13 protein-coding genes are annotated in these 12,342 nt (G+C 35.7%); 4 read left to right on the top strand and 9 right to left on the bottom strand.

The genetic code is table 11. The annotated features are described in order from the left end of the window. Positions 1–8: 8 nt before the first annotated feature. From JCM6256_RS04855 to JCM6256_RS04820, 8 genes are all read right to left on the bottom strand, one after another. Positions 9–749: an amino acid ABC transporter ATP-binding protein gene (locus tag JCM6256_RS04855; RefSeq protein WP_025080650.1), complete on the bottom strand. Its 741-nt coding sequence runs from the start codon at positions 747–749 to the stop codon at positions 9–11. Next, positions 742–2,232: an ABC transporter substrate-binding protein/permease gene (locus JCM6256_RS04850; protein WP_025080649.1), complete on the bottom strand. Its 1,491-nt coding sequence runs from the start codon at positions 2,230–2,232 to the stop codon at positions 742–744. The genes JCM6256_RS04855 and JCM6256_RS04850 overlap by 8 nt, the downstream gene beginning before the upstream one ends. Positions 2,233–2,337: 105 nt before the next feature. After that, entirely contained in the window at positions 2,338–3,171 is an 834-nt protein-coding gene (locus tag JCM6256_RS04845; protein WP_025080648.1) for a hypothetical protein, read from the bottom strand. Between the two features lie 15 nt (positions 3,172–3,186). After that, positions 3,187–3,870 (bottom strand): TetR/AcrR family transcriptional regulator, encoded by a 684-nt coding sequence (locus JCM6256_RS04840; RefSeq protein WP_025080647.1) that lies wholly within the window; start codon positions 3,868–3,870, stop codon positions 3,187–3,189. A gap of 157 nt (positions 3,871–4,027) precedes the next feature. Next, positions 4,028–5,014: a ribose-phosphate diphosphokinase gene (locus tag JCM6256_RS04835; protein WP_025080646.1), complete on the bottom strand. Its 987-nt coding sequence runs from the start codon at positions 5,012–5,014 to the stop codon at positions 4,028–4,030. Positions 5,015–5,149: 135 nt separating this feature from the next. Then, complete coding sequence (locus JCM6256_RS04830; protein WP_025080645.1) at positions 5,150–5,788, bottom strand: NAD(P)H-binding protein; 639 nt, start codon at positions 5,786–5,788, stop codon at positions 5,150–5,152. 78 nt (positions 5,789–5,866) lie between these two features. Further along, a complete protein-coding gene (locus tag JCM6256_RS04825; protein ID WP_025080644.1) occupies positions 5,867–6,523 on the bottom strand; it encodes an alpha/beta fold hydrolase in 657 nt (218 codons plus the stop codon). Then, on the bottom strand, positions 6,507–7,373 hold the full coding sequence (locus JCM6256_RS04820; protein WP_025080643.1) for a glycosyltransferase family A protein: 867 nt from the start codon (positions 7,371–7,373) through the stop codon (positions 6,507–6,509). Before JCM6256_RS04820 ends, JCM6256_RS04825 begins: the two co-directional genes overlap by 17 nt. 163 nt (positions 7,374–7,536) lie before the next feature. On the opposite strand from JCM6256_RS04820, the gene JCM6256_RS04815 reads away from it, so the two are divergent. From JCM6256_RS04815 to cls, 3 genes are all read left to right on the top strand, one after another. Then, entirely contained in the window at positions 7,537–8,502 is a 966-nt protein-coding gene (locus tag JCM6256_RS04815) for a DUF1002 domain-containing protein (protein ID WP_025080642.1), read from the top strand. A 109-nt stretch (positions 8,503–8,611) separates the two neighbouring features. Continuing rightward, the gene (locus JCM6256_RS04810; protein ID WP_025080641.1) at positions 8,612–9,550 is read left to right on the top strand and encodes an alpha/beta hydrolase; all 939 of its coding nucleotides are present in this window, start codon (positions 8,612–8,614) and stop codon (positions 9,548–9,550) included. A gap of 18 nt (positions 9,551–9,568) precedes the next feature. Then, a complete protein-coding gene (gene cls / locus JCM6256_RS04805) occupies positions 9,569–11,026 on the top strand; it encodes a cardiolipin synthase (protein ID WP_025080640.1) in 1,458 nt (485 codons plus the stop codon). A 33-nt stretch (positions 11,027–11,059) separates the two neighbouring features. Here the strand turns inward: cls and JCM6256_RS04800 are convergent, their stop codons facing one another. After that, on the bottom strand, positions 11,060–11,548 hold the full coding sequence (locus JCM6256_RS04800; protein WP_420835900.1) for a hypothetical protein: 489 nt from the start codon (positions 11,546–11,548) through the stop codon (positions 11,060–11,062). An 89-nt stretch (positions 11,549–11,637) separates the two neighbouring features. On the opposite strand from JCM6256_RS04800, the gene JCM6256_RS04795 reads away from it, so the two are divergent. Further along, a complete protein-coding gene (locus JCM6256_RS04795) occupies positions 11,638–12,342 on the top strand; it encodes an NAD-dependent protein deacylase (protein WP_025080638.1) in 705 nt (234 codons plus the stop codon).

Below are 12,342 nucleotides of genomic sequence, written 5' to 3'. Positions count from 1 at the left end.
TTACTTTGCTATAAAACTTTTGATAAGAAATCCTTTGCCCGGTCGCTAGTTGGATGTTCGAAAAATTGTTTAGGCTCTCCTTTTTCTTGCAAATAGCCGTCAGCCATAAACCAAATTTCATCCGCAACTTCACGAGCAAAGCCCATTTCATGCGTTACAACAACCATTGTCATCCCTGAATCAGCTAAGTCCTGCATAGTTTTTAAAACTTCGCCAACCATTTCTGGATCAAGCGCGCTTGTTGGTTCATCAAAGAGCATTACTTCTGGTTCCATCGCCAAAGCTCTGGCAATCGCCACACGCTGTTGCTGTCCACCGGAAAGGCTACTTGGATATTGTTTGGCACGATCTGCTAAACCAACTTTTTCCAAAAGTTCCAAGGCAGTCTTTTCGGCTTGAGCTTCATCAATACCCTTGACTTGCATAGGAGCTAACTTAACATTTTCAATTACATTCATATTTGGGAAAAGATTGAAGCTTTGGAAAACCATGCCCATCTTTTCTCTTAATTTATCTAATTCTTTACCATCTTTTAAATGTGCCAAATCTGTCCCATCGAAAATGATTTTTCCAGAAGTTGGTCTTTCTAAAACATTTAGGCAACGCAAAAACGTACTTTTACCTGAACCTGAAGGCCCAATAATACAAATTACTTGTCCTTTATCGACTTCGGCTGAAATGTCTTTTAAAACCTCATTTTTGCCAAAAGTCTTTTTAAGATGGTCAATTTCAATCATTGCTTTAGTCATTGTGCTTCATCCGTTTCTCAAAATGATTCAAAATTCTTGATAAAGTAAAGGTCATGATGAAGTAAAGAATCATGGCAATAAATAATGGCAATACACCCTTATACGTAGAAGTTTGAATCAATTGTGTTTGATACATTAATTCTGAAACTCCGATTACTGATACCAAAGAACTATCCTTCAATAAAGTAATAAACTCATTGCCAAGAGCTGGCCAAATATTCTTCAAAGCTTGAGGAATAATAACAAAACGGTAAGTCTTCGCCTGACTTAAGCCAAGTGAACGTGCCGCTTCAGTTTGACCTTTGGCAATTGAATTAATCCCTGACCGAATATCTTCGGCAACATACGCCCCAGAGTTAAGTCCAATGGCAATAATACCTGCAACAACGGCTGACAAGTTAGAAATCAAATATCCCACACCGAAGTAAACAAACAAGATTTGTACCATTTGCGGTGTACCACGGATAAATTCAATGTAGCAAACTGCAATCCAATGAATAATCTTGATCTTTGACAAACGCATTAATGCTAAAAGCGTGCCAAGAACTACCCCGATTATAACTGAAAAGATAGTGATAACAATCGTGTACCAAATACCCTTTACAAAGTAGGGAATATATTTGGACATGCCATTGTTTTTATTAGCTGTCTTCATATATTTGGCAGCTGCTGGTAAATAATCTTTATCAATTAAATTGTCTTTTTTGACATGATCAATAGTTTTATTAACTTGTTTAACTAAATCGTCTTGCCCCTTAGCAATTGCGACAGCGTTGCCGGCTTGTGATTCTTTCAAATCAGATTTAACTGCCAACAAATTCTTATTGTTTTGCGCATACGCCTTAGCAATTAATTCTTCGACAACAACACCGGCCACTTTGCCTGATTGAAGTGCCAAAACCAAGTTATTAATTTTTCCTAGCCCTTTAACAGTTGAGCCCTTCATCTGCTTTTGCACTAATTGGTATTGCATACTGCCCGTTTGTGCACCAACTGTTTGGCCTTTAAAGTTGCGGATGGATCGGTATTTATTACGGTCTTTTTTATTAATTAAGAAATATTCGCCACTTGGTTTATAGTAAATTTTTGAAAAATCTACGCTCTTTTTACGTTCAGGACTTGGCGTCATGGCAGAAATAACCATATCTACCTTTCCTGTTTCCAGAGCAACCAAAAGTGAATCAAAACTCATATTTTTGATCACCAATTTGGCATGCAAATCTTTAGCAATATCTTTTGCTAATTCAATATCTACGCCAACATATTTAGTATTACCATTTTGGCTGGCTGTGAACTCAAGTGGCGGATAGTCCGCTGAAGTTCCTACTACTAATGTTTTTGTTTTCTTAATCTTCTTTAAAACAGTACCTTCAGCCACTTTCTTGTCGCTACTTGCGGCATAAGTTGGCTTACTAAATGAAAAAAGAAGAGAAAACATCATAAGCAACGTCATAAACATTGCTGCAATTTTAGTTTTTCTCATAAAATCTCACCCGCTAGCTTTATTAAAAAATAATTAAACTATTGCACTAGTATAACATGGACAAACTAAAAGAGTCTAGAGCAAATGCCCTAGGCTCTTTATTTATTAATTTGGGGTAGTTGCCTGCCATGGAATTGCACAAACAATATACATGACAACACCGACAATTACGAAGTCTAAAAAGATGCTGCTGGCAATTTCTAACCAATAGCCTACATCACCCAACAATAAACTTTCTAAATTAAAGAAGATTGGAATAACTGATAACAAGCCAAAAATAAGAATTATCCAAAATCCGCTCCACATTCCCGCGGCTGTAATGTCATGAATAAGTTCTTTTAAACCGCTTTTTGACTTCATATCACTGATTAATGAAATAAAAGAAATAAATGTCACAATGACAATAATCACATTCACAACAAATAATAATGAGCAAATATTGGCGCCCAAAGTAACCACGCTCAAATCAAACGCGCGGCTCACCGCATAAGGTGCATTACTTTTTGTCTTTTTAAGTTTTTTACTTACGATCTGCGCATCGCTAGAAGCACCTTTATCAATGCTGGCATTAATATCGTTTAAAATTTGCTTGGCTAAATTGAGGTTGCTTACCTTTACCCAGTGAACTCCTAAAGCATAATCAATTACATGATCTGCAATTGGTTCTGCTTGATCAATAGTAAGCAAATTAGAATCTTCCTCATGATCTGCACCAATTAAATCTGCTAAGCGATCAAAATGTCCATTAACTTGCCGAACAATAACTGCACGATTGTTGCTTGTCCTAATCTGCTTCTTCATGAAAAAAGGATTCAGAAAAGTTGTTGTAATCATTGTTAAGGTCGCAATGATAAAAATAACAAAAGCAAGTATGCGTTTGTATTGGCTATTTTGCTCCTGATCCATTCGGCGCAAATCGGCTCGTGAGCCATTAACCATAAGCTCTCCCCTTTATTAGCTGATAATTTCTTTACCTTCATCAAACATTGTATCAATTGCACGATGAACTTTTTCCATATCAGCTGATTCAATAATATCGTGACCATCTTTCAAAGCTTGGTCAATTTCTTCTGGTTTACAGTGACAAAAACTAAACATTAAAGAGCCTGTCGCATAATCTGCCAATTGTTCTGCATTCAAATGATGCTTTTTACGATCATGATACAAACGACCCACACCAATTGTTACAAAAGAAATGCCGCTTTCTAATTCATCTTTGCTGGTATTTACTTCATCAAATAAATGAATGTCGCGTACCCAATCAAAAAGCATTATGCTCCAGTTATCTAAAGTTTCGTTATTGGTAAAAGCTTGAGAAATAATACGATCTAAGCCTTCATCTTTCATCCCTAAAACACCAATTGTATAGATAAATGCCTTCATATGTGCATATGGTGAACAATTGTTGATTTTATCATAGCTATCGACTTGTGAGCCGAGCGTAGTGAACAAGTTGCGTACAATATCACTGATCAATTTTGACTTATGTGGGTAATATGACTGAAGCAAAGATTTTGAAATACCTGATTTTTCCGCAATCATTTGCAAGGACACATTATCCATCCCGTTTTCTCTGATTAAACGAAAAGTATTCCCAAGAATAACTCTTCGTCTTTTCATATTTTTGCGTCTTGCCATTCGCTTTCTCCCTACATATCCCTTTATATAAAATAATTAGTTTTATTATATCAACGATAAAATATTATAAGAATACAAAAAGATCAATCGTTTCGATAAAAATAATCCCCAAATATTGAGGATTATTTTTTATTATTCAAACCAAATCAGATTAAAACTACTTCAAACGGTTTTGTTCATCAAAAATTTGGTGAATTGAACGATCGTTATAAACGTAATCAATACCGCGTGCAAGCAATTGATCAACAGAAATTCTTACCATTCTGTCTGGGTAGCGACTGTGCTTAATAGTGTCAGTTACAACAATTTGTTCAACTGGCAATTCGTTAAGAACTTCAGTTGCGTCTTTAGAAAGAAGTGCGTGAGTTGCAGCAACATAAACTTTCTTAGCACCTGCAGCCAAAACTGACTTGGTTGATGAGGCAATACGTGAACCTGTATCAATCAAATCATCAACGATAATACATTTCTTACCCTTAACGTCACCGATCATGTCATGAACTTCAGTATCGTAACGTGCGCCACGTTGATCAACAATAGCAATTGGAGCATCGAAGTATTGACCAAAGTTACGTGCAAGCTTTGCGCCTGAGTGATCTGGTGAAACAACAACGATATCATCGTCACCCTTAACTGCAATACCATTATCCAAGAAGTATTGTGCCAAAAGTGGCATTGCGTGCAAGTGATCAACAGGAACGTTGTAGAAACCTTGAATTTGTGAAGCATGCAAGTCAACGGCGATCAAACGATCCATACCAGTTAATTGAAGCAAGTTTGCGATCAACTTAGCAGTGATTGGTTCACGTGAACGGGTCTTAGTATCTGAACGTGAGTATGCCAAGTATGGAACAACAACGTTGATGGTATGAGCTGAAGCACGGTGCAAAGCATCCAAGATAATTTCAAGTTCCATGAAGTTTTCATTAACTGGATCTTGAATTGATTGGATTACGAATACATCACAACCTCTGACAGATTCACCAATGTTAACTTGAATTTCACCATCGCTGAAGTGATGAACAGCAGTTTCAATCAATGGTTGATTCAAAATTGCTGCAATCTTTTCGTTTAATGCTGGATTACCACCCAAACCAATAACTTTCATTGGGTGCAATAATTCATGAAGTTCTTCCTTGTTCATAGCTACCTCTTTTAAATAAAAATTATATATATGCACGTCTATTATAACCAAAAAAGCGTATAAAAGCTTGTAAAAAAGAAAATCGCTTCTCTAAATTGAGAAACGATTAATCATTCTTATTAAATTAGCTATTAATTAATACCAACTTGGCTTGTCGCCTTCAGTATTAGGCTTACCCAATCCAATTGATTGCTTAACATCTTCTTTAGGATTCTTAATCAAATGGTAAACGTAAGCAGCAACTGATTTTCTAGAAACTTCAGTATCTGTAATTGGTTCACCCTTCTTGGATTTTTCATAGTCAACTTCATTCTTATCGTCCATCCATGTTGGACGAATAATGGTGTAATCAAGATCAGAATCTTCAATTCTCTTAGCTGCCTTGGCATATTCAGTAATGTAATCGCCTAAAGTTTCCTTATTCCATTCACCAAATTTGCCTGGAACTTCATCGTAGATTCCCAAAGTAGAAATCCAAATAAGACGCTTTACATTTGCATTATGCATAGCTTCAACCACGGCTTCAGCTTCAAGGTCGATGTCATCTTTGCCACCTAAGTTTGCATAAACGATATCCTGACCCTTCATTGCCTTTTCAAGTTGAGCAGCATCTGTTGCACTACCATCAATAATGGTTGCTTCATTCTTTTTATCAGCCATACGTTCTGAATCACGTAAGAACAAAGTAGTATCTACATCTTTGTCTGCAAACAAAAATCTTTCTGCAATTTGTGCTACTTTTCCATGAGCACCAAGTACAACAACTTTGACCATTGATTTTCTCCTTTAATTAAAACTTATCCTTATAACTGTACTTTATCACAATATAATAGAAAGTTATACCAATTATAATTATTTGCAAAAAGTTTTAATTAAATCAAGAAGCTTCAAGCTTTTAACTGCGTAACTATCATGGGTTTGACGTGGCATAAGAATCAAACGACCATTAGGTATTAATTGACTATACCAACGAACATGTTCAACTTTAACCCAATCTTTTTCACCAACTACGCAAAGAGTTGGAATCTGAATTTTCTTTAAATTATCTTCCGACATGAAGCTTTCAGTTAATTCAACACGGCTATCACGATCTAATCTTAAAAAGCGATGGAAACCTTCTGTTAGATAATGGTAAGGACGAATCCCCGCACCATTAACGAAAACTCCAGCAACGATCAATTTTTTAAAAACATGTGCATGTTGACTAGCAAGCATTAGCGCCACCAAGCCACCAGCATCAAAGCCAAAGCAACAACAGCCTTCAATGCCAACTTGCTTAATAAAAGAATAAACGTCTTCAACTTCAGTTTGATAGTGTTCCGCAATATCGCCATTACTTAAGCCATGTCCACGCATATCAAGCACGTACACGGTAAAATACAGCGAAAGTGGCGCAATAATTTTATCAAACATACCACCATCTAAGTGATGACCATGAAGAAGAAGAAGCGGCGCTCCTTTTCCTAATTTATGATAATAGAGATCAACTCCATTAACCTTTTCTTTCATTACTATTCCCTTCATCAATACTGATCAAATTGCTTTGAGATCGACGAGAATTCCTCTTATGTTCATTCCATAAACTTGAAAGGATGATTTTCCAAACAATATAGTTTGCTTTGAAATTATCTGGCACCATTTTCAAATTAAAGTTATGAACCATGCTGTCATTACGTTGCCAATAATGGTATAAAGATACGCTATCACAGTAAAAACCATCGGTTAATGAAAGATATCTAACATTAAAAATTTGATCTTCCATAAAGGCAAGTTTCTTCACAAAACGCAAATTGTGCTTACGAACAACAGAAGTTTTATAGCCTTTATTCCAAGTATAGCCTTTAACAGGTGATACAAATGCCTTATTGAAAAATAGCGATCCTAAAAAGTTCACTATTTGACGATAAGTCTGAGCCTTAGTAAGCATTCGATGAATTGGCTTTTTAGTAGCCGGAATTGAATCCTTGCCATTTTTATCTTCATAATCAATCCAAAAGCCACAACTAACCATTGCAGCTTCCGGATGTTCATGAAAAGCACGTACAAAATAAGCAGTATAACCAGGATCAACCCAATCGTCGCCATCATGAAAAGTAAAGTATGGCGTATCGACATTATCCATCCCAACATTACGAGTATCAGATAAGCCACCATTTGGCTTATTAATTATTCTAAAATACCGAAACTTGTCACGATAACTTTCTGCAATTTCTCTTGTTTTATCTTTTGAACCATCGTTAACAATTAGTAATTTAAAATTGGAATCATTTTGTGCAGCTAGATGATCTAAGGCTCTAGCTAAGTATTTTTCCATATTGTAAACTGGCATAATCACAGTTAATTCAGGTTGATCTAACATATATTTTCCCCCATATTGTTAACATTATACCATCTAAAGTAGTGGAATACATTTTGACCATAATTAAGCTTTTACAAAGCTTCTTAAATTTAAATCAAGGCTTGACCTTTTTATTTAATCGTTTAGTATAATAGCGTTACATATAAAGGAGAAAATAAAAATCATGAAAAAAGCAATTACATTTTTGACAATTTTACTTGTCAGCACGGTCGCGTTTTTCAGTAATTTTGAGACCAAAACGGTGCATGCCGATGATGATCAAACCCCTGTTGTTACATTAGGAACATCCCTTACTGATAGTCAAAAACAAGGAACAATCAAAACCTTGACTGCTCCATTAAACGGTAGCAACTATCAGACCATTACAGTTACAGGTGAAGACCTAGTTAAATATTTGAATCCATCCGGTGACAACTTCACAACATCTTCTGGAGTTTGGTCAAGTGCGATGATTCAAAAAACAAGCTCTGGTTCAGGAATCAACGTTAAAATTCTTGACTATAACGGCAAAAACAATATCACAGCAATTACTGCCAACCAATATAAAAATGCTGCTTTAACAGCGGGAATTACCGATGCCAATATTTACGTTACAAGTGCAATTCCAATTGACGGTTCGGGCGCACTAGCCGGCGTTTACGCAGCTTATGCGAAAAACGGCAATGCTTTAAATCAAAGCCAAGTTAATGCCGCACAAGATGAAATGAATACTTTAAGTGGCATTACCAAGGAAAACAAGAATAAAGACGGCTATACTGATGCTCAATTGAATAATGCTGTCGCTGGTGCTAAAAACGATATGGCTAAAATCGGCAATAATATTTCTGACAGTCAAATTCGCGACATTGTTAACAACCAAATCAAGATCAACCACTTAGGTGACACTATTAACAACAATCAAAAGAATCAAATTGTTAATATTTTGATTGAAATTCGTGACTCTGGTGCCCTTAAAAATGGCCACTTCAAGGAGCAAGCGGCTGCACTTTCTCAAAGAATTCAAAACAGTGCTAAAGGCATTTTTGATAAATTGAATACACCAGAAAATCAAAATGCTCTTCAACAATTGTGGAACAGCATTGTTAACTTCTTCAGTCATTTATTTGGTGGCGTAATCGTAATTAAGTAATAGAAGCTAAAAAGAGTTTGGATCTCCAAGCTCTTTTTTGTTATTCTGATGCATCTAAATATTTTAGTTCAATGTTAGAATAGAATTATTATGCAAAGGTGGTGGAACTATGTTTTTCAATTCTAAAAAATATGCTGAAGAAGCTGAAAAAAATCGTAAACACAATTTATGGCAGGAACCTAGCCTTTTCAACATGATTTCTTTAGGATTAATCGCTAGTTTTGCCCCTACTCGTATCTTTTTGCGCATGCATAGAAAACACATTGAAGATCATGTAACTGTTGAAAAGAAAAAAGGCAACTTTGAACAAATTCCTATTATTTACTTCCATGGTTTTCGCGGCGGTGACTATACAACCAAAGTTATGGTTGATCAAGCATTAAAGGACACACACAAGCAAGCAGACAAATTTTTGAAAGTAACTGTTGATCTCTTTGGAAATTTTCGGCTTGAAGGTACATGGACCGGCGACAAGCAACCGATTATCCAAATCGCTTTTCGTCAGCGTATTGTCGGCATCTATGGCATTGATTATTATTTAAGCTTTGTCTTACCGTTTTTATCCAAACGTTACCATTTCAAAACCTATACAGCTGTTGCCCATTCACTCGCCTGTCCTTGCGTAATTCGAACAGAAATGAAACATTCCTGGCAAAAAAGTTTTCCGCATCTCAACAAATGTGCATTTATTGCCGGACCTTTTGATGGTGTAACTTACTTAGGCGATATTCCTAATGTTAACGTGTTGAACGAAAAAGGTCGCCCATCAGTTATGAACCCGCATTATCTATATCTTTTATTTAGACGAAAAAGATTTAATTCCAATATTTCTGTTTTAAATATTTACGGCAACGTTCTGGACGATACGAATACTGATAAATTCATCTCTGTTGTTTCCGCCAAAAGTATTCGCTACATTCTGGCTCCGCAAGCACATTTTTATCAAGAAGTTGAAATCCGGGGCGAAAAATATGCCGAACATAGTTGGATGCATGACAATCCTTTTGTAATCGACATTGTTGACAAATTTATTGGCATAAAGAAATAAGAAGTTAGGGGGAAAATTGTGATCTGGCTCCACGATCTTTGGCGCGTTATTGTCATTACTAACACCATTTTAGCCTTTTACATTGTCTTTCACAGACGACGCTCAGTTTCAACAACATGGGCTTGGTTGATTATTTTATTAGTACTGCCGGCTTTAGGCTTAACTTTATACGCTTTCTTCGGAAGAGGAATTTCACAAGAAGATATTTTTGCCATTAATCGCCAGCATCACCTTGGATTACAAAATGTTTTAAAAGAAATTGACAAAGCCCCGAGAAAAATCAGTCCTTCAGATACTTCAAATAAAGGTGAAATTGCTGTCAATTTTTTTAATAAAAACGGTGAAGTACCGCTAACCAAGAATAATTTAGTAAGACTTTATACTGACGGACGCGAAATGTTCGATGGTATGATTCGTGATATCAAACGTGCCAAAAAAACTGTAAATGTAGAGTTTTATACTTTTTATAATGATCAAATCGGCAACGAAATTCTTGAATTGCTTATCCAAAAGGCAAAACAAGGCGTAAAAGTTCATGTTCTCTATGACGCTTGGGGATCAATGGGGGCTACTAAAAAATGGTTTGATCAACTGCGCGACGCTGGCGGTAAAGTTTTACCATTCGTAACGTCACGCAACATGATTACGAGATATCGTATTAACTATCATTTGCACAGAAAAATCGTTGTTGTCGATGGAAAGATTTCATGGACAGGTGGCTTCAATATTGGTGATCAATATTTAGGAAGAAAAAAGAAATTCGGTTATTGGCGCGACAGCCAGGTGCGTATCGTTGGTTCTGCTTCGCTCTTTTTACAAGAACGCTTTGTAATGGACTGGAATGCATCAATCAGAAAAAACACTGACGTTATCACCTATAACAGCCTATTTTTCCCAGATTTAGATGAAAATCAAATCACTGAGGACTGCGTTTCAACGCAAATTGTATCTGATGGCCCAGATCGTTATGAACCATATTTGCGTAACGGGGTCATGCGCTTGATGCTATTAGCTAGAAAAAGATTATGGATTCAAACGCCATATCTCATCCCTGACGACGCCGTTTTTGCTGCATTGCAAACAATCGCTTTGTCTGGAGTTGACGTGCGAATCATGATTCCTTGCATGCCTGACCATCCATTCATTTATCGCGCAACACAGTGGTATGCCAACGAACTCACCCGTTACGGCGTAAAAATCTATATTTACAATAATGGTTTTATTCACGCTAAAACAACAATTGTCGATAATCTTTATTCTACAGTTGGATCAATGAATCAAGATTATCGTTCTTATGATCTTAATTTTGAAGATATCGCTGTCTTCTACGATAAAAATTTCAATAAAAAAATGGCTGATTCTTTCAAAAAAGATATGCAGCAATCTACTCTACTTACGAAGGAAATGATTCAAAAACAAGGACGCTGGCTACGCTTTTTACAGAGAGTTTCTAGAATGCTTTCGCCAATTTTATAGCAACCAAAAAATAGCCTTAGGTTAATCCCTAGGCTATTTTTGTAATTCTCGTACTTCTACACGAATGTTGTGATCCATATGTTGTTTTAAAACGCCCAATACTTGGTTAACATCCGCATTAAAGCGTAAATAATATTGTCTGCCTTTTGAAGTCCCCATGATACAGGCAACAGTTGGCTTTTTTAAGCCATTAATTTTTAACAAAAGAAGACTTTCAACTTCAGAATATGAAACTGTTCTTTTAAAGTATCCTGAAACAACTATTCTCTTTGATGCAAAACCTGTATATCCGTCAATAATACTGATTAATAAAAGTAAGGCTAAGAAAATATTTATTCCCGTATCGCTTTTTTCAAAATAATTCCAGCTAAAGCCTAGCCAAATAATTATAAGCGTCCAAATCAAAATAGAAATGCGATATTTTCCTCGCAATTCTAATTTTGCTTGCCAATACCAACTATAACAAGCATAGACAAGCAATAATATATTGATAATGCTATAAAAAGAATCCTGCATTTCTATTTTTCCTCTCTAATCATCTTCCATCCATTATATCAAATTGCGCTCTATAATTAATTTAATAGACGTTTTTAAGAGAAAGAGTGTAAATAGTGGACAATTCAGATGAAATTATAGCTTTAAAAAATGATCTTAATAATGCTAAACATGTTGTATTTTTAACCGGAGCAGGAGTTTCTACTCACTCAGGAATTCCTGACTATCGTTCAAAAAGCGGAATCTACAATGGTGTTTCAGAAAGTCCTGAAACAATTCTAAGTGCTGAAACACTATTCAATCGTCCTAAATTTTTCCACAATTTTGTCATGAACAATATGTACTTTCCTAATGCTAAACCTAATATTATTCATGAAAAGATTGCCAAAATATGTAATAAAAAAGGAACGTTAATTACTCAAAATATTGATAGACTAGATAGTAGAGCAGGAAATAAAAATGTCATCGAATTTCATGGCAATTTATATGACATTCATTGTCCTAAGTGTAATAAGCCTGTCTCATACGAAGAATACAGTCAAAGCTACCAGCATAAAAATTGTGGTGGAATTATTCGCCCTGGAATTGTTTTATACGGGGAAGCTATTAATCCAGAAAATTTGAATAGATCGGTAGAAGCAATGCAAAAATCTGATTTAGTTATTATTTCAGGGACAAGCTTTGTCGTCTATCCATTTGCTCAGCTTTTAGCTTATAAAAATCCGCAAGCAAAAGTTTGGGCTATTAATAAGACGGAAATTCCTGCTTCGGGAATCAACGCAATTATCGATGATGCTATTGATGTATTTGATAAATTATAA

Origin of the sequence: Lactobacillus hamsteri DSM 5661 = JCM 6256, from assembly GCF_000615445.1 — a bacterium.
Classification (GTDB): Bacteria; Bacillota; Bacilli; order Lactobacillales; family Lactobacillaceae; genus Lactobacillus; species Lactobacillus hamsteri.
The sequence above is the reverse complement of the archived record's forward strand: the minus strand, read 5'-3'. Positions and strand labels throughout refer to the sequence as shown.

Bases quoted from the DNA above. Each gene is read 5' to 3' on its own strand.
- JCM6256_RS04855 (WP_025080650.1), bottom strand. From the start codon at position 749: ATGACTAAAGCAATGATTGAAATTGACCATCTTAAAAAGACTTTTGGC.
- JCM6256_RS04850 (WP_025080649.1), bottom strand. From the start codon at position 2,232: ATGAGAAAAACTAAAATTGCAGCAATGTTTATGACGTTGCTTATGATG.
- JCM6256_RS04845 (WP_025080648.1), bottom strand. From the start codon at position 3,171: ATGGTTAATGGCTCACGAGCCGATTTGCGCCGAATGGATCAGGAGCAA.
- JCM6256_RS04840 (WP_025080647.1), bottom strand. From the start codon at position 3,870: ATGGCAAGACGCAAAAATATGAAAAGACGAAGAGTTATTCTTGGGAAT.
- JCM6256_RS04835 (WP_025080646.1), bottom strand. From the start codon at position 5,014: ATGAACAAGGAAGAACTTCATGAATTATTGCACCCAATGAAAGTTATT.
- JCM6256_RS04830 (WP_025080645.1), bottom strand. From the start codon at position 5,788: ATGGTCAAAGTTGTTGTACTTGGTGCTCATGGAAAAGTAGCACAAATT.
- JCM6256_RS04825 (WP_025080644.1), bottom strand. From the start codon at position 6,523: ATGAAAGAAAAGGTTAATGGAGTTGATCTCTATTATCATAAATTAGGA.
- JCM6256_RS04820 (WP_025080643.1), bottom strand. From the start codon at position 7,373: ATGTTAGATCAACCTGAATTAACTGTGATTATGCCAGTTTACAATATG.
- JCM6256_RS04815 (WP_025080642.1), top strand. From the start codon at position 7,537: ATGAAAAAAGCAATTACATTTTTGACAATTTTACTTGTCAGCACGGTC.
- JCM6256_RS04810 (WP_025080641.1), top strand. From the start codon at position 8,612: ATGTTTTTCAATTCTAAAAAATATGCTGAAGAAGCTGAAAAAAATCGT.